This window comes from Belnapia sp. AC561 (assembly GCF_979252845.1).
In genome coordinates, this window is the sequence record NZ_CEEDBP010000008.1 from 83,459 (window position 1) to 109,954 (window position 26,496).

28 protein-coding genes are annotated in these 26,496 nt (G+C 71.2%); 13 read left to right on the forward strand and 15 right to left on the reverse strand.

Going from position 1 to position 26,496, the window contains the following annotated elements:
• The first annotated feature begins 80 nt into the window (after positions 1-80).
• Entirely contained in the window at positions 81-1,211 is a 1,131-nt protein-coding gene (locus AC0IW9_RS09120; protein WP_471647915.1) for a CaiB/BaiF CoA transferase family protein, read from the forward strand.
• Between the two features lies 1 nt (position 1,212).
• On the opposite strand, the gene AC0IW9_RS09125 is transcribed toward AC0IW9_RS09120, so the two are convergent.
• The gene (locus AC0IW9_RS09125; RefSeq protein ID WP_471647916.1) at positions 1,213-2,160 is read right to left on the reverse strand and encodes a Bug family tripartite tricarboxylate transporter substrate binding protein; all 948 of its coding nucleotides are present in this window, start codon (positions 2,158-2,160) and stop codon (positions 1,213-1,215) included.
• A gap of 109 nt (positions 2,161-2,269) precedes the next feature.
• Between AC0IW9_RS09125 and AC0IW9_RS09130 the strand changes: the two genes are divergently transcribed.
• The 3 genes from AC0IW9_RS09130 (at position 2,270) to AC0IW9_RS09140 (ending at position 5,950) form a co-directional block, all read left to right on the forward strand.
• Entirely contained in the window at positions 2,270-3,232 is a 963-nt protein-coding gene (locus AC0IW9_RS09130) for a Bug family tripartite tricarboxylate transporter substrate binding protein (protein ID WP_471647917.1), read from the forward strand.
• 76 nt (positions 3,233-3,308) lie between these two features.
• Entirely contained in the window at positions 3,309-4,991 is a 1,683-nt protein-coding gene (locus AC0IW9_RS09135; protein ID WP_471647918.1) for a thiamine pyrophosphate-dependent enzyme, read from the forward strand.
• Positions 4,991-5,950 (forward strand): tripartite tricarboxylate transporter substrate binding protein, encoded by a 960-nt coding sequence (locus tag AC0IW9_RS09140; RefSeq protein WP_471647919.1) that lies wholly within the window; start codon positions 4,991-4,993, stop codon positions 5,948-5,950. The genes AC0IW9_RS09135 and AC0IW9_RS09140 overlap by 1 nt, the downstream gene beginning before the upstream one ends.
• A gap of 3 nt (positions 5,951-5,953) precedes the next feature.
• On the opposite strand, the gene AC0IW9_RS09145 is transcribed toward AC0IW9_RS09140, so the two are convergent.
• Genes AC0IW9_RS09145 through AC0IW9_RS09160 form a run of 4 tightly spaced genes read right to left on the reverse strand, consistent with a single transcriptional unit; the run spans position 5,954 to position 8,581 of the window.
• On the reverse strand, positions 5,954-6,244 hold the full coding sequence (locus AC0IW9_RS09145; RefSeq protein ID WP_471647920.1) for a non-heme iron oxygenase ferredoxin subunit: 291 nt from the start codon (positions 6,242-6,244) through the stop codon (positions 5,954-5,956).
• A 24-nt stretch (positions 6,245-6,268) separates the two neighbouring features.
• The gene (locus AC0IW9_RS09150; RefSeq protein ID WP_471647921.1) at positions 6,269-6,709 is read right to left on the reverse strand and encodes a Rieske (2Fe-2S) protein; all 441 of its coding nucleotides are present in this window, start codon (positions 6,707-6,709) and stop codon (positions 6,269-6,271) included.
• A gap of 4 nt (positions 6,710-6,713) precedes the next feature.
• Positions 6,714-7,670 carry a Bug family tripartite tricarboxylate transporter substrate binding protein gene (locus AC0IW9_RS09155; RefSeq protein ID WP_471647922.1) on the reverse strand — a complete coding sequence of 319 codons (957 nt, stop codon included), beginning with the start codon at positions 7,668-7,670 and terminating at the stop codon, positions 6,714-6,716.
• On the reverse strand, positions 7,667-8,581 hold the full coding sequence (locus AC0IW9_RS09160; RefSeq protein WP_471647923.1) for a TauD/TfdA dioxygenase family protein: 915 nt from the start codon (positions 8,579-8,581) through the stop codon (positions 7,667-7,669). The genes AC0IW9_RS09155 and AC0IW9_RS09160 overlap by 4 nt, the downstream gene beginning before the upstream one ends.
• Before the next feature lie 147 nt (positions 8,582-8,728).
• Here AC0IW9_RS09160 and AC0IW9_RS09165 point away from each other — a divergent pair, with 147 nt between their 5' ends.
• Positions 8,729-9,184 (forward strand): hypothetical protein, encoded by a 456-nt coding sequence (locus tag AC0IW9_RS09165; RefSeq protein WP_471647924.1) that lies wholly within the window; start codon positions 8,729-8,731, stop codon positions 9,182-9,184.
• A gap of 10 nt (positions 9,185-9,194) precedes the next feature.
• Here the strand turns inward: AC0IW9_RS09165 and AC0IW9_RS09170 are convergent, their stop codons facing one another.
• From AC0IW9_RS09170 to argH, 3 genes are read right to left on the reverse strand one after another with little or no spacing between them, the layout of a single operon-like run.
• On the reverse strand, positions 9,195-10,079 hold the full coding sequence (locus AC0IW9_RS09170) for an MBL fold metallo-hydrolase (protein ID WP_471647925.1): 885 nt from the start codon (positions 10,077-10,079) through the stop codon (positions 9,195-9,197).
• Between the two features lie 53 nt (positions 10,080-10,132).
• Positions 10,133-10,387, reverse strand: coding sequence for a hypothetical protein (locus tag AC0IW9_RS09175; RefSeq protein ID WP_471647926.1), 255 nt, complete (start codon positions 10,385-10,387; stop codon positions 10,133-10,135).
• The gene (gene argH / locus AC0IW9_RS09180) at positions 10,384-11,766 is read right to left on the reverse strand and encodes an argininosuccinate lyase (protein WP_471647927.1); all 1,383 of its coding nucleotides are present in this window, start codon (positions 11,764-11,766) and stop codon (positions 10,384-10,386) included. Before argH ends, AC0IW9_RS09175 begins: the two co-directional genes overlap by 4 nt.
• A gap of 1 nt (position 11,767) precedes the next feature.
• Between argH and AC0IW9_RS09185 the strand changes: the two genes are divergently transcribed.
• Complete coding sequence (locus AC0IW9_RS09185) at positions 11,768-12,355, forward strand: TlpA family protein disulfide reductase (RefSeq protein WP_471647928.1); 588 nt, start codon at positions 11,768-11,770, stop codon at positions 12,353-12,355.
• Positions 12,356-12,362: 7 nt separating this feature from the next.
• On the opposite strand, the gene AC0IW9_RS09190 is transcribed toward AC0IW9_RS09185, so the two are convergent.
• The 7 genes from AC0IW9_RS09190 to AC0IW9_RS09220 all read right to left on the reverse strand — a co-directional run bounded on the left by AC0IW9_RS09190 (position 12,363) and on the right by AC0IW9_RS09220 (position 19,607).
• Positions 12,363-13,346, reverse strand: a complete 984-nt coding sequence (locus AC0IW9_RS09190) for a Bug family tripartite tricarboxylate transporter substrate binding protein (RefSeq protein WP_471647929.1) — start codon at positions 13,344-13,346, stop codon at positions 12,363-12,365.
• Positions 13,347-13,373: 27 nt separating this feature from the next.
• A complete protein-coding gene (locus tag AC0IW9_RS09195) occupies positions 13,374-14,126 on the reverse strand; it encodes a hypothetical protein (protein ID WP_471647930.1) in 753 nt (250 codons plus the stop codon).
• A 7-nt stretch (positions 14,127-14,133) separates the two neighbouring features.
• Complete coding sequence (locus AC0IW9_RS09200) at positions 14,134-15,219, reverse strand: malate/lactate/ureidoglycolate dehydrogenase (RefSeq protein ID WP_471647931.1); 1,086 nt, start codon at positions 15,217-15,219, stop codon at positions 14,134-14,136.
• Between the two features lie 32 nt (positions 15,220-15,251).
• Positions 15,252-16,355 (reverse strand): ABC transporter ATP-binding protein, encoded by a 1,104-nt coding sequence (locus tag AC0IW9_RS09205; RefSeq protein ID WP_471647932.1) that lies wholly within the window; start codon positions 16,353-16,355, stop codon positions 15,252-15,254.
• Positions 16,356-16,363: 8 nt separating this feature from the next.
• Positions 16,364-17,254: a carbohydrate ABC transporter permease gene (locus AC0IW9_RS09210; RefSeq protein ID WP_471647933.1), complete on the reverse strand. Its 891-nt coding sequence runs from the start codon at positions 17,252-17,254 to the stop codon at positions 16,364-16,366.
• Positions 17,254-18,195: a carbohydrate ABC transporter permease gene (locus tag AC0IW9_RS09215; RefSeq protein WP_471647934.1), complete on the reverse strand. Its 942-nt coding sequence runs from the start codon at positions 18,193-18,195 to the stop codon at positions 17,254-17,256. Before AC0IW9_RS09215 ends, AC0IW9_RS09210 begins: the two co-directional genes overlap by 1 nt.
• Before the next feature lie 65 nt (positions 18,196-18,260).
• Positions 18,261-19,607: an ABC transporter substrate-binding protein gene (locus AC0IW9_RS09220; protein ID WP_471647935.1), complete on the reverse strand. Its 1,347-nt coding sequence runs from the start codon at positions 19,605-19,607 to the stop codon at positions 18,261-18,263.
• 258 nt (positions 19,608-19,865) lie between these two features.
• Between AC0IW9_RS09220 and AC0IW9_RS09225 the strand changes: the two genes are divergently transcribed.
• From AC0IW9_RS09225 to AC0IW9_RS09255, 7 genes are all read left to right on the forward strand, one after another.
• A complete protein-coding gene (locus AC0IW9_RS09225) occupies positions 19,866-20,165 on the forward strand; it encodes a hypothetical protein (RefSeq protein WP_471647936.1) in 300 nt (99 codons plus the stop codon).
• A 64-nt stretch (positions 20,166-20,229) separates the two neighbouring features.
• Complete coding sequence (locus AC0IW9_RS09230; RefSeq protein ID WP_471647937.1) at positions 20,230-21,351, forward strand: NAD(P)/FAD-dependent oxidoreductase; 1,122 nt, start codon at positions 20,230-20,232, stop codon at positions 21,349-21,351.
• Positions 21,348-22,334 carry a threonine ammonia-lyase gene (locus AC0IW9_RS09235; RefSeq protein WP_471647938.1) on the forward strand — a complete coding sequence of 329 codons (987 nt, stop codon included), beginning with the start codon at positions 21,348-21,350 and terminating at the stop codon, positions 22,332-22,334. The genes AC0IW9_RS09230 and AC0IW9_RS09235 overlap by 4 nt, the downstream gene beginning before the upstream one ends.
• Positions 22,331-22,963 (forward strand): DUF1345 domain-containing protein, encoded by a 633-nt coding sequence (locus tag AC0IW9_RS09240; RefSeq protein WP_471647939.1) that lies wholly within the window; start codon positions 22,331-22,333, stop codon positions 22,961-22,963. Before AC0IW9_RS09235 ends, AC0IW9_RS09240 begins: the two co-directional genes overlap by 4 nt.
• Before the next feature lie 93 nt (positions 22,964-23,056).
• Positions 23,057-23,956: a glycosyltransferase family 2 protein gene (locus AC0IW9_RS09245; protein ID WP_471647940.1), complete on the forward strand. Its 900-nt coding sequence runs from the start codon at positions 23,057-23,059 to the stop codon at positions 23,954-23,956.
• Positions 23,957-24,047: 91 nt separating this feature from the next.
• Entirely contained in the window at positions 24,048-25,448 is a 1,401-nt protein-coding gene (locus AC0IW9_RS09250) for a helix-turn-helix domain-containing protein (RefSeq protein WP_471647941.1), read from the forward strand.
• A gap of 206 nt (positions 25,449-25,654) precedes the next feature.
• A complete protein-coding gene (locus AC0IW9_RS09255) occupies positions 25,655-26,386 on the forward strand; it encodes a cold-shock protein (RefSeq protein ID WP_471647942.1) in 732 nt (243 codons plus the stop codon).
• The last annotated feature ends 110 nt before the right edge of the window (positions 26,387-26,496 follow it).

A 26,496-nucleotide genomic window follows, 5' to 3' on the forward strand; every position in this document is an offset into this window, starting at 1 on the left:
GGCTTGACCGGCTCGGCGGGCCGCGCCCAGTCTCCGCGGCGAAACGTCCAGCCCAAACCTTTCAGAAGGAATGCCGCCCGATGCTCCCACTCCAGGGCGTGAAGGTCGTCGAGATCGGGCAGAACTTGGCCGGCCCCTATGCCAGCGAGATTCTCGCCATGCTGGGCGCCGAGGTGGTGAAGATCGAGCGGCCCGAGGGCGACGACGCGCGCGGCTGGGGCCCGCCCTTCAATGCCGGGATCGCCACCAGCTTCCATGCGGTGAACCGCAACAAGCGCAGCGTGGTGCTGGACCTGAAGGACAAGGAGGCGCTGGCCTGGCTGCGCGGCTTCCTGGCCGATACCGATGTCTTCATCCAGAACATGCGCCCGGGCTCGCTGGACAAGATGGGTCTCGGCGCCGAGGCAGTGCGGGCGCTCAATCCCCGCCTGATCTATTGTTCCCTGCATGCCTTCGGCGCGGTCGGGCCGATGGCGCTGAAGCCGGGCTACGAGCCGATCGTGCAGGCCTTCGCCGGCATGTTCAGCGTCAACGGCTCGGCCGAGGTGCCGCCGGCCCGCGTCGGGATGCAGGTGCTCGACCTCGGCACCGGGGTCTGGGCGGCGCTCGGCTGCCTTGCCGCGCTGCAACGGCGGCATGCGACGGGGGAGGGGGCGACGGTCGATACCTCGCTGTTCGAGACCGGCATGGGCTGGATGGCGCAGCATTTCGCCGGCTATTTCGAGAGCGGCCGGCAGCCGCCGCGGCACCGCAGCGGCAACCCGAAGCTCATCGTCTTCCAGGCCTTCGACACGGCGGATGGGGAGATCGTCGTCGCCGCCGCCAACGACCGGCTCTTCGCCAAATTCGCCGCGGTGCTGGGCCATCCGGAATGGGGGACCGACCCGCGCTTCCGCACCAACAAGGACCGCATCGCCCACCGCGAGGTGATCCTGCCCCTGCTCAGCGCCGAGATGCTGAAACGCGGCAGCGAGGATTGGGCCGAAGCGCTGGAGGCCGCCGGCATCCCCTGCTCGCCGATCAACGACCTCGCCGCCGTCGCCGCGCATCCGCAGACCGCCGCGCTGGGCATGATCACGCCGATGCCCGGCTACGACGCGCGCGGCATCGGCCTGCCGATGTCGATCGACGGGGTGCGGCCGCCGGTCGAGCGCGGCGCGCCGGCGCTGGGCGAGGCGAATGCGGCGCTGGGGGCGCCCATGCCGAAATAGGTTACTCCGGCTCAATCCCGGCCAGCGCGACGAAGCGGGTCCACTTCTCCCGCTCGATCTTCACCAACTCGGCGATGCGCGGCAGGTCCAGCGCTTCCGGCACGAAGCCGAATTCCACCAGCCGGCTGCGCGCCGGCTCGGCCAGGATGGCCGCGTTCACCAGGGTGTTGAGGCGCTGGGCGATCTCCGGCGGCGCCCCCGCGGGCAGGGCGATGCCGAGGAAGCCGGTGATGACGAAGTCCGGCCAAGTCTCGCTCATCGCCGGCAGCGCCGGGTGGCGGTCCCAGCGGCCCTGGCGGGTGATGGCCAGGGCGCGGAGCTGGCCCTGCCGCAGATAGGCATCGCCCGCCGTGGTATCGACGAAGATGAGCTGCAGCCGCCCGGCCAGCAGGTCGGCGAAGGCGCCGCCGATGGTGCGGTAGGGCACGCTGAGCATCTGCACCCCCGCCATCACGTTCAGCAGCTCCCCCGGCACGCGGGAGGAAGCGTTGAAATGGCCGAAGGCAAGCTTGCCCGGGTTGGCCCGGGCCTCCGCCACCAGGGCCGGCACGTCCCGCCAGGGCGCATCCGGCCGCACCAGCAGGTAGCTGCCGTTGGAGCCGAAGAAGCCGATGGTCTGGAAGTCCCGCTCGGGATCGTAGGGAAGATCCTTCACGGTCGAGGGATTGGCCGAATGCGTGCTGGTCGTCGCCAGCAGCAGGGTATGGCCATCGGGCGCCGCCTGCTTCACCGCCATGGTGCCGATGACGCCATTGGCGCCGGGGCGGTTGTCCACCACCACGCCCTGGCCGGTCTGCTCCTCGAGGTATTTCGCCACCAGCCGGGCGGTGATGTCGCCCGAGCCGCCGGGGGCGAAGGGCACGATGATGCGGATCGGCCGGGTCGGGAATCCCTGCGCCAGCGCGGGCATGGGCAGCAGCGTGGCGAATAGCGTGCGGCGGCGCAGCATGGATGTTTTCTCCCCGCGCCGAGTATCCGCCATCCCCGCCGCGATGCCACCCCCTTCACGCCGGGCGCAAAGCCTTCTTCAATGGCGGCAGGACGGAGGATCCAGGACAATGACGGTGCTTGACCGCCGCAGCCTGCTCGCGGCCGCGCTGCTGCCGGCAGCGGCGCGTGCCGAGGAGGCCTGGCCCGCGCGCCCGGTGCGCCTCGTCATCCCCTTCGGCGCCGGTGGGCCGATCGATACAATCGGCCGGATGATCGCGGACCAGCTGCGGGAGCGGCTGGGCCAGCCCTTCGTTATCGACAACCGCCCCGGCGCCGGCGGCAGCATCGGCATCCGCACCGTGGTGCAGTCGCCGCCCGATGGCAGCGTACTGCTGCTGACCAGCGCCTCGCTCGCCAGCGTGCCGGCGCTGTATCCGGGGCAGGGGCTCGACCCGCGCAGCGCGATGACGCCGGTCAGCCTCGTCGCCGATGTGCCGACGGCGATGGTGGTGCGGGCCGACGGGCCGCTCGGCAGCGTGCAGGACGTGATCGCGGCGGCCCGGGCGCGGCCGAATACGCTGACCTATGGCAGCGGCGGCGCCGGCTCCTCCAACCACCTCTCGGGCGCGCTCTTCGCCAGCGCGGCGGGGGTGAAGCTCGAGCACATCTCCTATCGCGGCGCGGCGCCGGCGATGACCGCGCTCTATGCCGGGGAGATCGACATGGTCTTCGCCAGCACGGTCGAGACCCTGCCGCATGTCCGCGCCGGCCGGGTGCGGCTGCTCGGCGTGGCGACCGCCGAGCGCGTCGCCAGCCTGCCCGAAACGCCGGCCATCGCCGAGGTCGTCCCCGGCTATGTCGCGCTGAACTGGTACGCCATCGCCGCCCCGCGCGGCCTGCCGGAGCCGATCCTGGCCCGGCTGGTCGAGACCCTGGCGGCGATGCGCGACCTGCCGGATCTGCGCACCCGCTTCGCCGCCGCCGGGACCGAGCCGCTGCTGACCGGGCCGGCGCCGCTGGTCCGGTTGCTCGAGAGTGACGTGCCGAAATGGCAGCGGGTGGTGGCGGAAGCCGGCATCCGTGGGGAATAGGCTGCCGATGACCGAACGGCCGCTTGGCCGGCAGGTCTGAATCGGCTGCCGAACACGACAAGGGAGGAAATCAACAATGAGCCGCACCGTGGGCCGCGTCCTGGCCGAGAGCCTGATCGCGCATGGCATCGACACCATCTGGATGGTGCCAGGCGAGAGCTTCCTCGGCCTGACCGACGCGCTGACCGATATCCCCGACCAGATGCGCCTGATCGTCTGCCGGCACGAGGGCGGCGCCGGCTTCATGGCCGTCGCCGATGGCCGCATGCGGGAGGGCCGCGCCGGCGTGCTGCTGGTCTCGCGCGGGCCGGGCCTGTCGAATGCCATGGTCGCGCTGCACACGGCGCATCACGATGCGACGCCGCTGGTGGTGCTCTGTGGCCAGGTGGAGCGGAAGGACTTCGGCCGCCTCGCCCTGCAGGAGCAGAATTACGCGAAGCTGCTGGCCGACGTGACCAAGGACGTCATCGAGGTGAACGAGGTGGTGCAGGCGAGCGAATCCATCGCCCGCGCCTTCCACCTGGCCGAAAGCGGCACGCCGGGCCCGGTCGCCGTCATCCTGCCCGAGGATATCTTCGACGAGCTGACCGACGCCCCGGTTGCGAAGCCACGCCCGCGCGTCTATGGCGGCGCCCGCGCCGAGGACCTCGACCAGCTCGCCGGGATGCTGGCCAAGGCGGAGCGGCCGCTGGTCTGGGTCGGCGGGGCGCTGGCCAATGCTGCGGCCGGGACGCTCGCCGAGCTGCAGCAACTCGCCGAGCAATGGATGCTGCCGGTCTCGCCGACGCACCGCCGGCCGCAGCTGTTCGACAGCAGCCATCCCAACTACGGCGGCTACATGGGCATCCGGGTGCCCAAGGACCTGATCGCCGAGATGCGGAAGGCCGACCTGCTGGTCAGCCTCGGCGAGCGCCTCACCGACAGCGTCAGCCAGTCCTACAGCTTCCCGACCGCGCCCGACCCGCAGCTTCCGCTGGTCCATGTCTGGCCGGATGCCAACGAGATCGGCCGGGTCTTCCGCCCCGACCTCGGCATCGCCGCCGAGCCGGCCGACGTGATCCGCGCCCTGCTGAAGCGCGGCGCGCCGGCCGATGCGGCGAAGCGCCGCGGCTGGGTCGCCGGGCTGAACGGCATCCACCAGGGGCTGATGGCGCCCAATTGGGACAGCATGGCCGATGGCGTGAACTTCGCCGCCGTCTGCATCGAGATCGGCAAGCACCTCGCCCCCGATGCGGCCGTCACCTCGGATGCGGGGAACTTCTCCTCCTTCATCCATCGCTACATCGGCTTCAAGCCGGGCCAGAACTTCCTGTCCTCCGTCGTTGGCGCGATGGGCGCGGGGGTGCCGATGGCGGTCGCCGCGGCCATCCGCCGCCCGGGCAAGCAGGCCATCGGCTTCGTCGGCGACGGCGGCGCGCTGATGAGCGGCAACGAGATCGCCACCGCCATGCAGTACGGTGCCTGCCCGATCATCATCATCTCCGACAACAAGCGCTACGGCACCATCGGCATGCACCACGAGGTGCGCTACCCGAACCGGCCCTATGAATCCGCGGTGAAGCTCACCAACCCGGACTTCGCCGCCTGGGCCCGGGTCTTCGGCGCCGAGGGCATCACCATCAGCACCGAGGCCGAGGTCGAGGAAGGCATCGCCCGCGCCTTCGCCGTGCGCGGCAAGCCGGTGGTGGTGCATGTGCATACCTCGGCCGAGCAGATGAGCGCCTGGCGCCGCCGGGGCGCGGCGCGGGTGCATGGGTGATGAGGCGCCGCGCGCTGTTGCTGGCCGGTCTCGCCGCGCCCGCGGTGGCGCGCGGCCAACCGGCCTGGCCCGACCGCCCGGTGCGCATCGTCGTCCCCTATGCGCCGGGCGGGCCTTCCGACATCCTCGCCCGCACCCTCGGCGCCGCGCTGTATGACGCCTGGCGCCAGCCGGTGGTGATCGAGAACCGCCCCGGCGCCGGCAGCGCCATCGGCACCGAGGTGGTGGCCCGCGCCGTGCCGGATGGCCATACCCTGCTGCTGGCGGCGACCGCGCATGTGATGAACCCGGCGCTGATGCCGCGGCTGCCCTTCGACCCGGTGCGGGACTTCACCGCCCTCATCAATGCTGCCTTCCACCCGATGGTGCTGGCGGTGCATCCCGCGGTGCCGGCGCGGGACGTGGCGCAGTTCGTCGCCCTGGCGAAGGCGACGCCCGGCGGCATCACCATGGGCTCCGCCGGCGTCGGCAATGCCAGCCACCTGGCGACGGCGCTCTTCGCCAACGTCGCCGGGATCGAGCTGACGCACGTGCCCTTCACCGGCGCGGCGCCGGCTCAGGCGGCCATCCTCTCGGGCCAGGTGCAGGCGGGGTTCCTGAACTCCACCGTCGCCGTGCCGCAGCTCCGGGGCGGCGCCCTGCGCGGCTTGGCCGTGGCGGATGCGCGGCGCTGGCGGGAGCTGCCGGAGCTGCCGACCCTGCCGGAGCTTGGCTTCGCCGGGGCGGAGGCGGGGTCCTGGTACGGCATCCTCGGCCCCGCCGGGCTGCCGCAGGCGCGGGTCCTGCAGCTGCACCGGGACATGCTGGCGGCGCTGCGCCTGCCAGCCGTGCGGGAGAGGATCATCGCCGCCGGCCTCGACCCGCTGGAGACCGGGCCGGAGGAATTCCAGGCCCAGCTCGGCACCGAGGTGGCGAAATGGACCCGGGTGGTGCGCGAGGCCGGGATCAAGGCGGACTGAACGTCACGCCTCGACGAAGACCCCGCCGTCCTCGAGCTTCACCTTGTAGGTGGCGACCGGGACATCCGCCGGCTCGTTCAACGCCGCGCCCGTGCGGATGTCGAAGCAGGCCTGGTGCAGCGGGCATTCCAGCTTGCCGTCCTCGCAGTAGCCGTCCGACAGCAGCGCATATTCATGCGTGCAGATGTCGTTCACCGCGAAGATGCCGTCCTCCAGCCGTACCACGGCGATCGAGAGGTCGCCCACCCGCACCGGCAGCGGCATGTTCTCCATGAGGTCGGCCTCATCGGCCACGCGATGCCATCCCGCCATGCTGTCCTAGACCTCCACCACGATGTACTTGTCCTCGACCGAGACCGGGAAGGTCTCGGCGACGAAGGGACCCTTCGCCAGCGCATCCCCCGGCCCCTGGTTCGTGAGCGAACCTCCCGGTTCGACCGAAACCTGGTAGGTTCTGGCGCGGATGCTGTCCGGGTCGCAATAGCTCTGCCCGGTGCGGATGTCGAACTCCCAGCCGTGCCAGGAACATTGCAGCATCTCATGCGGCCGGGAGTACAGGTACTGTCCCGGCTCCTTCGACTGCACCAGCCCGATCAGCTTGCCGGCGCAGAGGCTGCCGCCCTCGTGTGGGCAGCGGTCGGTCAGCGCGAAATACTCCCCGGCGACATGGAACAGCGCGATCCGGCGGCCCTTCACCTCCACCAGCTTGCTGCCGTTCTCCGGGATGTCGCCGACCGAGGCGACGATATGGCGGCTCATGCCTTCACTCCGGCCTGATGTTGGCGTCGCGGATGATGCTGCCCCAGCGCTGGCGCTCGCTGCGGATGATGGTGGCGAGATCCCCCGGCGTGCCGCCCAGCACCCGGGCGCCGAGCCCGGCCAGCTTCTGCGCCGCCGCCGGCTGGCGCAGCCAGTCGTTGACCGCGGCATTCAGCGTGGCGACCACTTCGGTCGGGGTGCGCGGCGGCGCCAGCAGGCCGAACCAGCCCTCGATCTCGGCCCCGGCATAGCCCAGCTCCGCCAGGGTCGGCAGCTCCGGGGCCAGCGGGGTGCGGCTGGGGCTGGTGACCGCGATGGCGCGGACCTCGCCGCGCTGGACCATGCCGGTGGTCAGCGCGACATTCTCGAACATCAGGTTGATCCGCCCGGTCAGCAGATCGGCCCTGACCGCGCCGCTGCCGCGGTAGGAGACATGCAGCAGGTCGATCCCGGCCAGCCGTTTCAGCTGCTCCCCGGCCAGGTGCTGCGCCGTGCCCATGCCGGTGGAGGCGAAGTTCAGCCTGCCCGGCTGGGCGCGGGCCAGCGCCACCAGATCGGCCAGGGACTGCACCGGCAGGGAGGGATGGACCACCAGCATGTAGGGCGTGGCGGCGACCGGGGCGATCGGGGTGAAATCCGTCAGCGGATCCCAGGAAAGATTGGGATACAACTCCGGCAGCACCGCATGGGCGCTGGCGCAGAGCAGCAGCATGTGCCCGTCCGGCGCGGCGCGGGCCACCGCCTCCGAGCCGATGATGCCGCTGGCCCCGCCGCGGTTCTCCACCACCACCGGGCGCGGCAGGCGCTCGGCCAGCGCCTCCGCCACCATGCGGCCGACCAAGTCGGTGGTGCCGCCGGGGACATAGGGGACGACGACGCGGATGGTCTGGTTCGGGTAGCCGCCTTGGGCGAGGGCGGGTGTCGCCATCAGCCCCGCCAGCAGCGCGCGGCGCGGGATCACGAGAGCGACGCGACCGTCTGGATCATCTGCTCCCGCGTCGCCGCCGGCGCCGCCTCGGCCAGCCGCCCCTCGGACTCGCCCTTCAGGGAACAGCGCAGCATCAGCCGCGGCTGGGTCTGGTCGAAATCCGGCAGCGCCACGTGGCAGGTGCAGCGGTTGTCCCAGAGCACGATGTCGCCGACCGACCAGCGGTGCCGGTAGACGAACTCGGGCGCGGTGGCATGGGCATTGAGGAAGGCCAGCAAGGCAGCGCTCTCGTCCTCGGAGAAGCCGAGGATATGGCTGACCCGCTCCCCCGCCAGCAGCGACTTCCGCCCGGTATCGGGATGGACGCGGACCATCGGATGCACCACCGCCGGGTTGCGCTGCTTCATGGTCGCCACGATGGCGGGGTCCCGCGCGCCGATGCCCTTCACCAGGGTCACGTCATGCACCGCCTCCAGCCCCTCGAGGATGCCCTGCATCTTCGGGCTCAGCGTCTCGTAGGCCATGGTCAGGTTGGCCCACATGGTGTCGCCGCCCACGGGGGGCTTCTCCTGGCACATCAGGAGAGAGCCCTTGGCCGGGCGCAAGGTATAGGAGAGATCGGTATGCCAATTGCGCCCGGTGTTGCGGGTGCCGCTGGGCTTGCCGAGCCGGTGCTTGTTGGTCACCACCAGGATCTCCCGGTGGCCTTCCAGCAGCGTCTCCGGCGCCTGGGATTCATGGTCGTCCAGCGTGCCGAAATTGGCGGAGAAGGCGATGTGCTGCTCGGGCGACAAAGGCTGGCCGGGGAAGACCAGCACGACATGCTTCAGCCAGGCGTCGTAGATGCGGCGCCGTGTCAGGTCGTCGAGCGGCCGGCGCAGGTCGAGGCCGGTGACCTCGGCGCCCATGGCATAGCCAAGCGGCGTGATCGTCAGCTCGGGCATGATCGTTTCCTCCGGGGCTTTTCCCGGAGGCTAATCCCGCGCCGCCGAACTCGGCAACTGCCGCCGCCCCGGGCCGCGACCGGGGAAATGCTTGAACGGCAGCGGCGAAGCTGAAACGCTGCGGCCTCAGCTCGGGGAACCCGTGCCGTGCGACCGTTCGCCTTGGGCCTGGCTGCCTTGCTCGTCGCGCCACCGGCCCAGGCCGATTGGCAATATACCCGCTGGGGCATGACGCCGGAGCAGGTCGTCGCCGCATCCCGCGGCAAGGTCGCGCTGCTGCCGGAAGCGCGGCGCCCACGGGTTCCGCCGCTGGTGACCGCGGCTAGCGGCGAGTTCACCGACGGCACGCTGGTGCTGCGAACCGTCTTCTCCTTCGCCATCGCCGGCAATGGCCTGGAATGCGTGACCTACGGGGTCCGCAACCGCGATGACGACGAGGCCTTCAAGGCCCTGCTCATTCGCCGCTACGGCCCGCCCCATACCACCGGCGGCCTGGCCTTCCTCGGCATGACGCAACTCGGCTGGGTGGTCGGCAACGACGAGATCAGCGCCAGCTTCTCGACCGATGAGGCCGGGTACGCCATGCAGTGCCGGAAGGGCTGACGACCGGGGATCAGGCCACCTGCCGGGTGCCGCCGCCATCGTCGGCGGCGGGCGTCGCATTGCCCTGCCAGACCGCCATCGCGACGTATTCCACCGGGTCGTGGGTGCAGAAGACCGCGACAGGGCACGGCTCCTCCCGCACCAGGGCCCGCACCCGCGCCTGGTTGGCCCGGCCGAGCCGGGCATCCCAGGCCATGATCCGCTCATAGGCGGCCGCGCCCGGCGGGCAGCCGGGCTCGGCGGCATGCACCTCGGCCCGGTTGAAGTAGCTGTCGCCGGCATGCAGCATCCAGCCGCGCGGCCCCTCGATGGCGACGCCGGCATGGCCGGCGCTATGGCCGGGCAGCGGCACCAGCAGGAATTCCGGCGGCAGCCCCTCCAGCTCGGTGACGGCGTCGAAGCCGAACCAGCGCCCGGCGGTGCGTTCGGGGTAGCGGTGCCAGCGCCGGGTATCGCCCCATTGCGCCGGGCGGTAGCGGGCATGGTCGAGCAGGCTGCGGCGCGTCATGGCGGCCTTGGCCTCCGGTACCATCACATGCACCTGGGCGCCGGGGAAATCAATCAGCCCGCCGGCATGGTCGAAGTCGAGATGCGTCATGATGATGTGCTGCACGTCGCGCGGCGAGATCCCGGCATGGCGCAGGTGCCGCAGCATCGTATGGTTGGCATCGAAGCGGAAGCGCAGGCTGGCGGTATTGAGGATGGGCAGCCGCGACCAGGGATGCGCCATGTCGCGCAGCCCGAGCCCGGTATCGACCAGCACCACGCCATGCCGGTCGGTCTCGATCGCCAGGCAATGGCAGGTCAGCCGGCCGATGGCGCCGGGGCTGACGCCGTCCATCAGCGCCCCGCCCAGGGGCCGCGCCGGGCCGCAATCGAAATGGTGGATCCGCATGCCGCTCCTCCCGCTCTCCGGGGGGGAACGGGTGCGGCCGGCCCGGGTTGCCCTCAGCGCAGCGCCGGCGGGGTCTCCGCGGTATTCGGCGCGGCGCCGGGGGAGGTGCCGAAGGGCACCATGGCATTGGGCTCCGGCGGAGTGACGCGCGGCGCGCTGCCCGCGGCGCCCGGCACCGGGTCCGGCCGGGGATAGCCGCGGGGGTAGATGATCTGGTCCTTCGGCCCCGGCGGGCGCGGCGGCCCGGCCCGGCCGCAGCCGGCCAGCGGCACCGCCAGGGCCAGCAGGAGGAGGACGGCCTGCCTCATGCCAGCCGCTCCTGCCACTCGGCCGCCATCCGCCGGACATTCTCCGGCGCCGTGCCGCCGAAGGAGGTGCGGGAGGCGACCGAGGCCTCGACCGTCAGCACGCCGTAGAGCGCCTCGGTGATGCGCGGCTCCTCCGCCTGCAGCTCGGCCAGCGTGAGCCCGGCGAGGTCGCTGCCCTTGGCTTCCGCCCTGGCGACCAAGCGGCCGGTGACGTGATGGGCATCGCGGAAGGGCATCTTCAGCGTCCGCACCAGCCAGTCCGCCAGGTCGGTCGCGGTGGAGAAGCCGGCGCCGGCCGCCTGCTGGAGGCGGGCGGCATCCGGCTGCATGTCGCGCACCATCCCGCCGACGGCGGCAAGGCAGAGGGTCAGGTTCTCGGCGGCATCGAAGACGCCTTCCTTATCCTCCTGCATGTCCTTGAAATAGGTCAGCGCCAGGCCCTTCAGCACGGTCAGCAGCCCGACCAGCGCCCCGGTCATCCGCCCGGTCTTGCCGCGCACCAGCTCCGCCGCATCGGGGTTGCGCTTCTGCGGCATGATCGAGGAGCCGGTGGTGAAGGCATCCGACAGCTTGACGAAGCCGAAATAGGGGTTGGTCCAGATCACCACCTCTTCCGCGAAGCGCGAGAGATGGGTGGCGCACATGGCGCAGCAAAACAGGAATTCGGCGGCGAAATCGCGCGAGGCGACGCTGTCGAGGCTGTTCCGCGTCGGCCCGTCGAAGCCGAGCGCCGCGGCCGTCATGTGCCGGTCGATCGGGAAGCCGGTGCCGGCCAGGGCCGCGGCGCCGAGCGGGCTCTCGTTCATCCGGCGGCGGCAATCGGCCAGCCGCGACAGGTCGCGCGACAGCATCTCGACATAGGCCAGCATGTGGTGGCCGAAGGTCACGGGCTGGGCCGGCTGCAGATGGGTGAAGCCCGGCATGGTGGTGCCGGCATGCTCGGCCGCCTTCGCCGTCAGCGCCCGCATCACGTCCTCGACCTGGGCCGAGAGCCCGTCGATCGCATCCCGCACCCAGAGGCGCACATCCAGCGCCACCTGGTCGTTGCGGCTGCGCCCGGTATGCAGCCGCTTGCCGGCCTCGCCGATCGAGGCGGTCAGCCGCGCCTCGATGTTCATGTGGATGTCTTCCAGCGCCTCGTCCCAGGGGAAGTCCCCGGCCTCGATGCGCTGGGCGATGGCCTCCAGCCCCGCCCGGATCGCCGCCTCATCCGCACTTGAGATGATCCCGACATGCGCCAACATGGCGGCATGGGCGAGGCTGCCCCGGATGTCCTGGCGCCACATCTTGCGGTCGAAGCCGATGGAGGCGTTGATCGCCTGCATGATGGCGGAGGGACCGGCGGCGAAGCGGCCGCCCCATTGGGAGTTACTAGACACGATGGATGTGCTTTCCGAGCTGCGGGCGACCCGTCGCGGGCTGGTCCTGGCGATGGGCGGGACCCTAGCGGGGGCGGCGGCGGGGCGCAAAGCCTTCGCCTCGGGCAATCCGCCGCGCCTGGCCGAGACCGGGCCGAAGCCGCTGCCGGAATTCGGCTTCCTCGATGCCGAGGGCAAGCCGCATACCCTGGCCGACTTCCCGGGCAAGGGGCTGCTGATCAACCTCTGGGCGACCTGGTGCCCGCCCTGCGTGGCGGAGATGCCGGCGCTCGACCGCACCCAGGCGGCGCTGGCCGCGGACGGCATCCAGGTCCTGGCGCTCTCCTCCGACCGTGGCGGCCGGGCCCAGGTGGAGGGATTCTACCGCGACAAGGGCATCCGCCAGCTCGGCGTCTGGCTGGACCCGCGCGGCGCGGCGAGCCGGGCACTCGGCGCGCGCGGCCTGCCGACCACGGTCCTGGTGGATCGCCAGGGCCAGGAACGGGCCCGGGTTGAGGGCGACCTGGCCTGGGATGCGCCGGCGCTACTGGAGCAGATCCGGCGGCTGGTCGGCCCCGCCCCCGCGGCGCCGGACCAGGCTAGGACCTGAGGCCGGCTCAGGGCTCCAGCTTCACCCCGGTGCGCTCCACCACGACGCGGAACTTCGCCACTTCCCGCGTCAGGAAGGCCCGCGCCTCGGCCGGGCCGTTCGGCGCGGTCCAGGCCTCCACCCCCGCGGTCAGCAGCCGCTGGCGCAGCGCCGGCTCCGCGAGGGAGGCGACCAGCGCCCGGTTGATCGCCTGCTGCACCGGCGCCGGCATCCCCGGCGGGCCGAGGATGATGTTCCAGGTCACCAGGTCGTAGCCGGTGACCCCGGCCTCGGCGAGCGTCGGCAGTTCGGGGAAGGAGGGGAAGCGGCGTTCCCCGGTGACGGCGATGCCGCGCACCATGCCGTCGCGCACCTGCTGCGCGGCGGAGGCCAGCACGGCGATGCCGAACTGCCCCTCGCCCTGGAAGATCGCGGTCAGCATCTGCCCGCCGCTGCGGTAGGGCACATGGACGAAGCGGGTCTTGAGGTCGAGCGCCAGCATCTCGGGCGCCAGGTGCACGATGGCGCCGACGCCGGAGGTCGCATAGGCGAAGGTCTCGGGCGGCGCCGAGCGCAGCCGCTCCAGCACCTCGGGTGCCGTCCGCGCGGGGAAGTCCTTGTTCACCACCAGGATCAGCGGCGCGGTGCCGATGATGCCGAGGTGGGAGTAATCCGCCACCGGGTCGTAGCGCGTGCCGCCCACCAGCGCCGCCGGGGCGATGGCATGGGAGGAGCTTTCGACCAGCATGATGGTATGGCCATCGGGCGCTTGGCGCTTGAGCCATTCGCTGGCGACGATGCCGGCGGCGCCGGGGCGGTTCTCCACCACCACCCTGGCATCGTTGCCGAGATTGGCGCCGAGCCGTTCGGCCAGGATCCGCGCCGCGATGTCGGTGGAGCCGCCCGGTGCATAGCCGGTGACGAAGGAGATCGGCCGGTCCGGGAAGGCCTGGGCCGCTGGGGGCGCGACGAGGCCGGCGAGGAGCGGCAGGGCAAGCAGCAGGCGGCGCATGACGATGTCCCGGATGAGTGTGGCGGTTCAGCCCTGTTGCGGCAGCAATTCGGGCGGCGTGCGGCCGGGCACCGCCCCGGCCAGCCCGAGGTCGATCGCGGTGCGATAGACCATGGCGGCATAGCCCTTGCCGCGGGCCAGGCCTTCCAGCTTCAGCCGCGCCGCCGGCTCGGCCACCAGCCGGTCCAGCAGCGGTCCGTCGTCCGGCAGCGGCAGGCTGGGGATGACCGGCCCGCGCTGCGCCGGGACGCCGAGCAGCAGCCGTTCCACCACCCGCGAGTCCAGCGAGACGACCGCGCCGCAGGTCATCGGCAGGTCGTCCTCGGGATAGGCGATGCGGGCGCCGACCAGCGCGCCGGGGGCGCGGTTGCGGTCGAGGAAGCGGTCCCAGATCACCAGCGGCTCGCCGCCGGGGAAGGCCTCGGCCATGACGCCGCCCTCGGGATGCGGGCCGAGGATGCGCCAGAGGCCGAACCGGGCGATCGCCAGGGCGCCGAGCATCCGGTAGTCCTCGCTGCCCGGGACCGGCGCATCGGCCTTGGCCTGGCGGTCGATGCCGCGGCCATGCTCGCCCAGCGGCTCCAGCACGCCGAGGTCGAAGACCATGGCGAGCTGCATCTCATCCGCCGGCCGCACCTGCTTGCCGTCCCAGAGCGACAGCGCCCGGGCCTGCTGGGCGATGCTGGCCAGTGGCACCCGCTTCGAGGCATCCGTCAGGATGCGTCGGCGCAGCGCCGCGTAACGGCCATAGCGGGCCGCCGCGGTCGGATCCTCGGTCATGGGGCGCTCAGTTCGGCACGGTGACGCCGAGGCTGCGGGCGCAGGCGACGATGCTGGCCCAGGTATCCGGCTGCAGCGGCACGCCCTTGGCCAGGCGCTCCGCCTTCAGCCGCGCCTCGGGCTCGCCGGGCGCCAGCACCTCGCCGCCCTCGGCCGCCGGCTTGCAGGTCTTGATCCAGGCCACGTAATCCTCGGCCTGCTTCAGGAATTCGGCGCGGGAGCCGAAATGCTGCGGCGAGATGTAGATCGAGAGCATGCCGTTGCTGATTCGCCCGCGTTCCTTCACCGGGCCGGAGGAGCCGCCGCCGGTGAAGGCGCCCGCCAGCAGGTCGCAGACCAGGGCGAGGCCGGAGCCCTTGTGCTCGCCGAAGGCGCGGATGGCGCCGAGCCCGTTCGAGGCATTGCGCGGGCCGATCTGGTCGTAGTCGCCATACAGCGTATGCGGATCGGCCGAGAGGGTCCCGTCCGGCTCGACCAGCGCATCATGCGGCAGGGCCTTGCCGCCATTGCTGGCGACCAGCACCTTGCCTTCGGCGACGAGTGAGGTGGCGAAGTCCAGCACCACCGGCGGGCTGGTCGGCACGCCGACGCAGAAGGGGTTGGTCGAGAAGCGCCGCTCGGTCCCGCCGAAGGGCGCAACCAGCACGCTGCCGGCGACGTTGACGAAATGGATCGAGATCAGCCCGGCCTCGATCGCCTGCTCGGCATAGGCGCCGATGCGGCCGACATGCCCGGCATTGCGCAGGGCGATGATGGCGGTGCCGTGCTGCTGGGCGCGCTCGATGCCCATGGCGGTCGCCTGCGGCCCGACCGTCTGGCCGAAGCCGTAATGGCCATCCAGCACGGCGAAGGCGCCGCCGTCGGTGACCACCTCGGCTTCCTGCCCGGCGACGACGTAGCCGGCCTGCTGCCATTCCACGTAGCGCGGCACCCGCGCCACGCCATGGCTGTCATGCCCGGCCAGGTTGGCGCCGAGCAGATGGTGGGCGATGCGGTCGGCCTCGGCGGTGTCGCAGCCATTGGCGCGGAAGATGTCGCCGACCACGGCGGAGAGGGTGTCGGCGCTGATCAGCACCGGGGTATAGCTTGCCATGCCGCAATCCTACCCCGGCGCCGCCGCCCCGGCTACAGCACCAGGTCGGTCTTCGGGTCGATCAGGTGCATCTGATCCATGTCCACGGCCATCGGCACCCGCTGCCCGGGGGAGACCTCGACCGCGGGGTCGAAGCGGGCGCAGATCTCATGGCCCTGCATCCAGAAATGCAGCAGCGTCTCCATGCCCATCGGCTCCACCACCTCGGGCGCCGCCTCGAAGACCGCGATATTGGCACGGTGCTCGGTCTGGCGGGTCTCGGTCAGGTGCTCGGGGCGGATGCCGAAGAGGACGTCGCGCCCGGCATGCGGGGCATAGCGGGCGGTGCGGGCGGCGGGGATGGGCAGCTTGATGCCATCGGCGAGGTGCAGGGTCAGCGCCGCGCCATTGCCTTCCAGCTTCGCCGGCATGAAATTCATCGAGGGGCTGCCGATGAAGCCGGCGACGAAGCGGGTCCGCGGGTGGTGATACAACTCCTGCGGCGGGCCGACCTGCTCGATGTTGCCGTGGTTCATCACCACCACGCGGTCGGCGAGCGTCATCGCCTCGATCTGGTCGTGGGTCACGTAGATGGTCGTCGTCTTGACCGTCTGGTGGACCTTCTTGATCTCGGTCCGCATCTGCACCCGCAGCTTGGCGTCGAGGTTCGACAGCGGCTCATCGAACAGGAAGACCGCCGGGTCGCGGACGATGGCCCGGCCCATGGCGACCCGCTGCCGCTGGCCGCCCGAGAGGGCCTTCGGCTTGCGGTCCAGCAGCATGCCGATATCGAGGATGCGGGCCGCATTCTCGACCCGCTTCCTGATCTCCGCCTTGTCGAACTTCCGCAGCATCAGCCCGAAGGCCATGTTGTCGTAGACCGTCATGTGCGGATAAAGCGCGTAGTTCTGGAACACCATGGCGATGTCCCGGTCGCGCGGCGGCACGTCGTTGACGATGGAGCCGCCGATGTCGATCTCGCCGCCGGAGATCTCCTCGAGGCCGGCGATCATCCGCAACGTGGTGGACTTGCCGCAGCCGGAGGGTCCGACCAGCACCACGAACTCATGGTCGGCGATGTCGAGGTCGATCCCCTTCACCGCCTGCACGCCGCCCTCGTATTCCTTGACGATCTTCCGCAGGTGAACCTGTGCCATGTGAAGCCCTAGCCCTTGGTGGCACCGGCGGTCAGGCCGGCAATGTAGTAGTCCATGAGGAAGGCGTAGACGACCACCGGCGGCAGCGCCGCCATCAGCGCGCCCGCCATGATCTGCCCCCAGGCGAAGGTATCGCCGCGGATGAGCTGTGAGACGACGCCGATGGTCAGCGGCATCTGGTCCGGCGTGGTGACGAAGGCGGTCGGGTAGACGAAGGCCGCCCAGGAGACGGTGAAGGCGAAGATCGTCGCCGCGATGATGCCGGGCAGCGCCACGGGGATGAAGATCTTGGTCAGCATCTGCATCCAGTTGGCGCCGTCGATCAGCGCCGCCTCGTCCAGCTCCTTCGGGATGGAGGCGAAGTAGCCGATCATGATCCAGGTGCAGAAGGGCACCGTCAGCGTCGGGTAGATCAGCACCAGCCCCCAGATGCTGTTCAGCAGGCCAAGCCCGCCGACGATCTGGTAGAGCGGGATGAACAGCAGCGTGTCCGGCACCAGGTAGGTGAGGAACACCCCCGTCGCCAGCATCTGGCTGCCCCAGAACTTCATCCGCGCCAGGGCGAAGGCCGCCAGCACCGAGACCACCATCGAGATGACGACGACGCAGACGGTGACGATGATGCTGTTCCAGAAGAAACCACGGAACAGCGGATTGTTGATCAGCTCGATGTAGTTCTCGAGCGTCGGCGCGCGCACGATCCAGGGATTGCCCGAAAGGTTGGAGATCTCGGCGCTCGACTTCAGGCTGGTCACCAGCATGTAGAAGGGCGGCGCCAGGAAGATGATGCAGGCGATGATGAGCGAGGCATAGGCGACCCACAGCGCCCAGCGCCGCTCGGACCTGAGGCTGCCGAGCTTGCGCCCGGTATAGCTGGCCGGGATGGCGGTGGCCGACATCACATCTGCTCCTTGTTGCGGCGGTTGATGCCGCGGAGGATGAAGAAGGCGAAGATCGCCAGGACCGGGAACATGAAGAGGCTGACGGCGGCGCCGCGCGGCAGGTTGCCGGACAGGATGCCGACCTGGAAGGCGTAGGAGGCGAAGACCTGCGTCATGTCGCGCGGCCCGCCGTTGGTCAGGACGCGCACGATGTCGTAGTTGGCGAAGGTGACGATCAGGCTGAACAGCACGGTGATGCTGATGATGTTCTGCATCATCGGCAGGGTGACGTAGCGCAGCCCCTGCCAGCCGGTCGCGCCGTCGATCGCCGCGGCCTCGTACAGCTGGTCCGGCACCGACTTCAGCGCCGCCAGGTACATGATCATGAAGAAGGGCGAGCCGTACCAGACGTTCACCATGATGACCGAGATGCGCGCCCACCAGGGCTCGCCCAGCCAGGGCACGGAGGGCACGGCGAAGATGTTGAGGATCCAGTTGATCGAGGAATAGCTCGGGTCGAACATCCACCACCAGCCGAGCGTCGAGAGCGCCGGCGGGATGACCCAGGGCACCAGCAGCATGCCGCGCCACTTGCGCTGCCCCTTGGCCGGGATGGCGTGCAGCATGTGCGCCAGCCAGAAGCCGATCAGCGCCTTGGCCACGACGGCGCCGATGGCGAAGATGCAGGATTGCCAGATGACCGCCCGGAAGGTGTCGTTCTCCAGCAGGATCTCGAAATTGCCGAGGCCGATATTGGCGGTCATCCGCCGGTTCAGCGTCGCCAGATACATCGCATAGGCCGCCGGGTAGGCGACCAGCCCGCCGATGATGGCGATCAGCGGCAGGGTCATCAGGAAGGCGATGGTACTCCGCCGGCGGGCGAAGCGCTGCAGCGTCGAGGCGCGGCCATGCCCGGCCGGCCTCGCTTCGGCGACGACGAGTGTGCCGTCAGCGGCCATGGTGCGATCTCCTCAGGTCTGCAGCGCAGCGGAGGGGCGGCACCGGCCGCCCCTCCCGTAGCCAATCAGCCGCCGCGGACGATGGTGCTCAGCTCGCGCTCCAGCCAGCCGAGCGCCTGGTCCATGGTATCGCCGCCCTGGGCGACCCGGGCGATGACCTTGGTGTTCAGCGCCTGGACGTACATCTGGGCGGCGAATTCGCCCGGTGCCGGGGCGAAGGCGACCGAGGGCTTCGCCATGTGGTGCGCCTTCAGCGGATAGTTGAAGACGGTGCCGGTCGGCGGGCCTTCGGTCTGCCAGATCTTGAAGTCGCTCATGCTCGCAAACGGCGGGATGTCGTAGCCCGCGGTCTGGCTGGTCAGCGCCTCGGCCTGCGGCCGCTCGCTCAGGTGCTCGAGCAGCGCCTTGGCGGTGGTCTTGTTGCGGCCGAAATTCCAGATGCCCGAGGTCCAGGGCAGGTAGGCGAGGAAGCGCCCCTCCGGCCCGGCCGGCATCGGGACGGTCCAGCACTTCTCGGCCACCTGCGGCTGGTCGCGCTTGGCCACCGCCCAGGCGGAGGGCGGGTTGAAGACCAGGGCGGATTTCCCCGAGATCAGCGCCCGGTTGTTGGAGGCATCGTCCCAGGCCCAGACGTCGTTCGGCAGGAACTTCGACAGCTTCACCGCATACTCGATCGCGGCCCGCAGCTTGGCGTTGCCGCGCACGGTGGGCTTGCCCTTCTCGTCCATCATCGAGGCGCCGAAGCTGGCGAACATCGCGCCGACCATGTCCACCGCATCGGTGAAGGCGCCCATCGGCAGGCCGAAGGGCACGCCGGCCTTCTGGCACTTCTCGGCGGCCATCAGGAAGGTGTCCCAGGTCCAGGTCTCGGCGCCCGGGCCGGCCTTGTCCTCGGCCGGCCACATGGCGCGGATGTCGATGCCCGCGTGTTCCTGCAGCAGGTCGTAGCGGACGCAGGCCGGCTTGTTCTGGCTGCCCGAGACCGCCGGGACGCCGCGCCAGGCGCCGTCGCGCTTGGCCAGGTATTCGGAGACGGGGCTGATCGGGCCGTACTTGGCGATCAGCCGGTTGATCACGTCATCCACCGGCTCCAGCACATTGGCATAGGAACCGACGTCCCAGGGCGCGAGGGAGATGATGTCGTGGCCGCTTTTCGATTGCGCCTGGGCGGCGCCGGCGAGCTGGAGCTGGTTGCCCGTGGTATTGATGAAGTCGAGCGTGACCTCGACCCGGTTCTTGTCGCTCCATTCCTTCACCAGCTTGCGCATCGCGTCGTTGCCGGTGGGCACCCAGTGGTCCCAGAAGGCGACCCGCAGGCTGCCGCCGGTGCCCTGGGCATGTACCATCGGCGCCGAAAGCGTGCCGGCCGCGATCACGCCAGCACCCGAGCGCAGCACATTGCGCCGGCTCAATCCTTGGATTGGCATTCTTGTCCGTCCTTCCCACACGGCGGGGTTATCCCCGCCGGCTTCCCTGCATGGACCTGTCCCGGCCCCGGCCGGCAAACTACGCGGGGCAGGGGTGCGCTGACAACGGGTCCTCATCATAGGTGGCGGTATTGTGGGGTTTGCCGGCTCGTGGCAGCGGCGGCGCTGCCTCCGGAGGCCGGGAACATTCCCGGAGGGCCGCCGTTGGGGCGGAAGCACCCGATGCGGAGGAATCAAGACCCCATGCCCACCATCACCGCCCTGTTCGATTCGCGCCCCGAGGCCGAGCGCGCCGTCGAGACCCTGGTCCAGCAGCTCGGCCTGCCGCGGGAGAAGATCCAGGTCCAGGCCGCCGGCGCCGAGAATGCGACGGCCGGCACCGACGAGAAGCGGAGCGAAGCCCATCACGGCTTCAAGGCCGACGGCGGCGCCAAGCCCGGCATCATGGTCTCCTTGATCGTGCCGGACGATCAGGCTGCCGAGGCGAAGGAAGCCCTGACGGGGAACGGCGGCCGGACCGAGAACGCCGGCCCCAGCGCCTAGTCTCCCGCCGCCGGAACCGGGCGGGCCGCTTGCCGGGGGGCCGCCGCGGCGCGACGTTGGCGGGATGGAAATCCAGACCGTCGAGGCCATCGTCATCGGAGCCGGCATGGCCGGCGCCACCGCCGCCGCCCATCTCGCCCCCCGTTTCCGGGTGGCCCTGCTGGAGGCGGAGGAAAGCGCCGGCTACCATGCCACCGGCCGCTCCGCCGCCATCTGGATCCGCAACTACGGCAGCCCGGATGCGCGCATCCTCACCGCCGCCTCCCGCGCCTTCTTCGATGCGCCGCCGCCCGGCTTCGCCGAGGCCCCGCTCATCCAGGCCCGCGACGTGCTGCACCTGGCCCCGCCCGCGCAGGTCGCGCATCTGGAATCGATGATCGCCGGCGGCGCCGATATCCGCCCGCTCGACCTCGAGGCCGCCCGCGCCATGGTGCCGGTGCTGCGGCCCGGCTATGCCGTCATGGCGGCGATCGAGACCGACTGCTTCGACCTCGACGTCGCCGCCATCCACCAGGGCTTCCTCAGGCTCGTGCGCAGCCTCGGCGGCGTGCTGGGGCTGCGCCATCGCGCCGGCCGCATCTGGCGGGAGGCCGGCCTCTGGCATGCCGAGGCCAGCACCGGCGCCACCTTCCGCGCCCCCGTGCTGGTCGATGCCGCCGGCGCCTGGGGCGACGAGGTCGCGGCACTGGCCGGTGTCCGCACCCTCGGCCTGCAGCCGAAGCGCCGCACCGCCTGCATCATCGACCCCGGCGACCACGATTGCGCCGGATGGCCGCTGGTCGGCGACGTCGACCATAGCTGGTACGTCCGCCCGGAAGCCCGCCGCAAGCTGATGGTCTCCCCGGCCGACGAGACCGACAGCGCGCCGCTGGATGCCCAGCCGGACGAGATCGACGTCGCCGTCGCCATCGACCGGATGCAGCAGGCACTCGACATCCCGGTCGGCCGCATCGAACACAAATGGGCCGGCCTCCGCAGCTTCACCCCCGACCGCGGCTTGGCGATCGGCGCGGGCAGCGAGCCCGGCTTCTTCTTCATGCTCGGCCAGGGTGGCTACGGCATCCAGACCGCGCCGGCGGCCGGGCGGCTGCTCGCCTCCCTGGTGGCGGGGGAGGCACCGGACGCCGATGTCGCCGCCGCCGTGCCGCTCTGCGACCCACGCCGCTTCGAAAGGCCCGCCGCATGACCGAGGTCCCGACCTATGCCGATGTGGAGGCGGCCGCGCAGCGGCTGCGCGGCCGCATCATCCGCACGCCGATGCTGCGCCACGCGCTGCTCGACGAACTCACCGGCGGCACCATCCTGGTGAAGCCGGAGCCCTTGCAGCGCACCGGCAGCTTCAAGCTGCGCGGCGCCACCAATGCGGCGCTGCTGCTGGGCCCCGAGGCGCGGCGCGGCGGCATCGCCACCCATTCCTCCGGCAACCATGGCCAGGCGACGGCCTGCGCCGCGCAGATGCTGGGCATGCCGGCCGTCGTCGCCATGCCGAGCGATGCCCCGGCCATCAAGGTCGAGAGCACCCGCCGCTGGGGCGCCGAGGTGGTCTTCTTCGACCGCCACACCACCGACCGCGAGGCCCTGGCGCAGCGCCTCGCCGCCGAGCGCGGCGCGACGGCCATCCCGCCCTTCGACCACCCGGACGTCATCGCCGGCCAAGGCACCCTGGCGATGGAACTGGTGGAGGATGCCGCGGCGGCGGGCCTCGCGCTCGAGGGTTTCGCCGCCTGTACCGGCGGCGGCGGGCTGGTCGCCGGCTGCGCCCTGGCGCTGGAAGCCCTGGCCCCCGCCGCCGAGATCTGGGCGGTGGAGCCCGAGGGCTGGGACGATACCCGGCTGAGCCTGGCCGCCGGGCATCGCATCGCCAATGACGGCACCGGGCCGGGGCTCTGCGATTCGCTGCTCTCGAAGCAGCCGGGCGCCATCACCTTCCCGATCAACCTCGCCCGCCTCGCCGGCGGCGTTGCGGTGACGGAGGCCGAGGTCTTCCGCGCCATGTGCTTCGCCTTCGAGCATCTGAAGATCGTCGCCGAGCCCGGTGGCGCGGTGGCGCTGGCGGCGCTGCTGGCCGGCAAGCTGGATGCCAGGGGGCGCTGCTTCGGCCTGGTCATCAGCGGCGGCAACGTGGACCCGGCGGTCTTTGCCCGCGCCCTGGAGGCCACCGCCGCATGATCCGCTTCGGCCTCCGGCATAGGCCGATCCTGCTGGCGGCCGCGGCGCTGGGCGTGCTGGTGGGCGGCCTGTCCCGGCTGGTCGGGCTGCCCTGGCCGAGCGCGGTGCTGTTCGGCTGGTGCGCCGCGGTCGTCGCCCATGCCGGCTCGACCTTCGTCGTCATGCGGCGCGCCACCCCGGAGTCCATCCGCCGCCGGGCCGAGGCACTGGACGAGGGCGAGGCGGCGGTGCTGGCCGCCACCCTCGCCGCCGCCATCGCCTCGCTCGGCGCCGTCTTCTGGTACCTGGCCTCGGGGGAGGGGCCGGCGACGCCGCGCCAGGTGGTGCTGGCGCTCTGCACCATCGCCCTGTCCTGGGTCTTCGTGCACATGCTGTTTGCCGTGCGCTACGCGCATGAATACTGGCAGGAAGGCGGCCGCGGCCTCGACTTCCCCGGCGACGAGAAGCCGGAGTTCACCGACTTCCTCTACTACGCCTTCACCATAGGCATGACCTTCCAGACCTCGGACGTGACGGTGAGCCAGCGCCTGCTGCGCCAGCTCACCCTGATCCATGCCCTGGTCTCCTTCCTGTTCAATGCGGTGATCCTGGCGGTCGCGGTGAACCTTGCCGCCAGCCTGGCGGGCTGAGGCCGGAATCGGGGCCGGGGTCGCTGTCGGGCGAATTGCCGCCGGGCGCCATGCAAATCCGATATAGGGGCCGCACTCGCATGGGATGGGGCAGTGGGCGTTTCCTTCGTTCTGACGGTCTTCGACAAGCGGCCCTTCCTGCCCCTGGTCCTGCCCGCCATCCTGGCGGAGTGGCGCCTGACCGGCGGCGAGATCATCCTGGTCGATGACGGCTCGGCCGATGGCTCGGCCGCGCTGCTCGAGGATTTCGCCGCGGCCAATCCCGCCGTCCGCCTGCTGCGCCAGTGCAATGCCGGGGTCGCCAGCGCGACCAATGCCGGGCTCGCCGCCGCCGCCTGGCCGCTGGTCCGGCTGCTGGATGCGGATGACGTGCCGATGCCGCGCAGCACCCAGCGGTTGCGGGAGGCGCTGGAGGCGCTGGGCGCCGACCTCGCCTATGGCGGCGTGCTGCCCTATCGCCTCGGCCAGCCGCTGCCCGCGGTGCGGGAGGAAGCCGCCGCCTGGCACCTGGTGCCGCGGCCGCTGCGCGCGGTGCTGACCAACAACGAGATCGTGCCCAGCACCACGCTGATCCGCCGCGCCGCGCTGGGCGCGGTGCTGCCGCTGGTCGAGGGCATCCGCACCGCCCAGGACTTCCAGCTCGCCGCCCGGCTGGCCCAGCGCGGCGGCGTGGCGCGGCTGGAGGGCGCGCCGGTCTGCTGGTTCGCGGCGGAGGCGGCGGGGCGGCTCTCGGCCAGCGTCGGGCGGATGTATGCCGATACCTGCCGGCTGGTCGGCCAGCACCTCGACGGCCCCTTCGCCCTGCCGGCGGCGGAGGCGCAATTCGCCGCCCGCCGCAATGCCGCCCGGGCCCGCCGCTTCGCCCGCCGCCACCTGCGGCTGGGCTGGCGGCGGCGGCTGGACCTCGAATGGCTGGCCTGGCGCAGCCGGCTGCCCTTCTACCGGCCCTGCCGCGCCGACCTCGCCTTCCTCGCCGGGCTTTACGGCGAGTAGCGGCGTTGCGTTGCCATCCGGGCCGCCTTCGCCTGCGCCTTCCCGCGGCGAATTCCCTATGATCCCCCCGATTCGGGCAGGGGAGCAGACCATGGCGCGACCGATGATCGGCCGGACGGTGCGCCGGCTGCGGCAGGAGAAGGGCCTGGCGCAGCAGGCGCTGGCCGCCCGGCTCGGCATTTCCGCCAGCTACCTGAACCTGATCGAGCACGACCAGCGCGCCGTCACCCCGACCCTGCTGCTCAAGCTGACCGAGGCGCTCGAGGTCGATATCGCCACCCTCTCCGGCCTCCGGGAGAAGGCGCTGGAGACCGGGCTGCGGGAGGTGCTGTCCGACCCGCTGCTCGGCCTGGACCAGGTGCCGGAGGACGAGATCTCGATGCTCGCCGGCAGCGCGCCCAATGCCGGCCGCGCCATGCTGGCGCTGTACCGCGCCTGGCGGGTGGCGCGGGAGGACAGCGGCGGCATCGCCCTGCCCACCGGCCGCCGCATCCTGCTGCCGACCGAGGAGGCGCGGGACTTCTTCCACGACCGCGCCAACCATTTCCCCGTGCTGGAGGCCAAGGCCGAGGCCATCGCCGCCGAGATGCGCGTCACCGCCCCGGCCGAGATGAACCATGCGGTGGCGCAGCGGCTGCGCGACACCCATGGGCTGGTGGTGACGGTGACGGCGCTGGCCAGCGCGCTGCGCCGCTACGACCCGGCCGGGCGGCGGCTGGAGCTTTCGGAAGCGCTGCCGCGCGAGAGCCGCGGCTTCCACCTCGCCTTCCAGCTCATGCTGCTGGAGGCCGGGGAGGCGGTGCAGGCGGCGCTCGGCGGCTTCGAGCCGAGCAGCACGGAGGCGGCGGCGCTGATCCGCATCGGCCTGCTGAACTACGCCGCCGGCGCTCTGCTGATGCCCTATGCACCCTTCGTCACCGCCGCCCGCAGCCTGCGGCACGACGTGGAGGCCCTGGCGGCGCGATTCGGCGTCAGCTTCGAGCAGGCCTGCCACCGGCTGACCACCCTGCAGCGGGACGGCGCGCGCGGCGTGCCCTTCTTCTTCCTGCGGGTCGATCCCGCCGGCAACGTCGACAAGCGCTTCAGCGCGGCGGGCTTTCCCTTCGCCCGCTTCGGCGGATCCTGCCCCAAGTGGATCGTCCACCACGGCTTCGCCACGCCGGGGACGGTGCAGGTGCAGCTGGCGCAACTGCCGGATGGCGGCGCCTTCCTGTGTTTCGCCCGTACCGTGCAAGGCGCGCCGACGCGCTGGGGGGAGCCGGCGGCGGTGCATGTCGTCGCCATGGGCTGCGACCTGAACCGGGCGCCGGAAGTGATCTATGGTGACGGCCTCGACCTGGAGCGGGCGATGGTCGGGATCGGCCTGTCCTGCCGGCTCTGCGACCGGCTGGATTGCCGCAGCCGCGCCTTCCCGCCGCTGGAGCATCGGCTGGCGCTGGACCCGATGGTGACCAGCGCGGCGCCCTACCAGTTCAAGCCGGCGAAACGCTGACCGGATCGGGGCAGCGGGATGCGTTCCCGGCAGGATTGATCGCGATTTATGTCCCCGGCACCACGGATATCACGATCTGCCACTTGACCGCGCGACCCAGGACCGCGACCTTTGCCGCTCGTCTCAATCCGGCTTCCGTGAAGCCTTGAGGCAGGCCGCGCACCGAGGATGGGGCGCGGCTCTAGGAGCACCCGAGAGTTTCCGACATGGCCAAGAACGAGAGCTGGCGCCCCCGTAAGCCCCGCAAGCGCGGCTTCGACGACGATACACCCGAATTCGGAGGAAGCAGCGGAGGCTGGGCACCGCCCCCGCCGTCCTTCGCGACCGGCGGTCCCCCGATCATCCGATCGCCTTCGGTCTTCGCCTCCGGGCCGGAGCTGAAGGCGACCGTCAAGTGGTTCAACCCGGAGAAGGGCTTCGGCTTCGTCGAGCTCGGCGACGGCTCGGGCGATGCCTTCCTGCACGTCTCGGTCCTGCAGCGGGTCGGTGCCGATGCGGTGAACCCGGGCGCCGGGCTGCGCATCCGCGTCGGCCCCGGCCAGAAGGGCCAGCAGGTAACCGAGGTGCTGGAGATCACCAGCCAGGGCGATGCCACCCCGGCACCGCGCGGCGCCCCGGCCGGCGGCGGCTATGGCGACCGTGGTGGGGACCGGGGCGGCTTCGGCAGCCCGCGTCCGCCGCGCCCGCCCATGGGCGGCGGTGGCGGCGGCTTCATGCCGCAGGGTGATGCGCAGGAGATGCGCGGCACCGTGAAGTGGTACAGCGCGGAGAAGGGCTTCGGCTTCGTCTCCCCGGAAGGCGGCGGCCGGGACGTCTTCGTCCATGCCACCGCGCTCGAGCGCAGCGGCCTCACGCCCCTGACCGAAGGCCAGGCGGTGAACATGAAGGTCGTGCAGGGCAAGAAGGGTCCGGAAGCGGCGACGCTGACCAAGGACTGAGTGCCTGACCCCCGGGCCGCGCTCACGCGGCCCGGGGCTTCGGCGGTTGCGCCCGCCGGTCCGCCCGGCATATCACGGTCCTGGGACGTTCAATCACCCCGGGGAGTCGC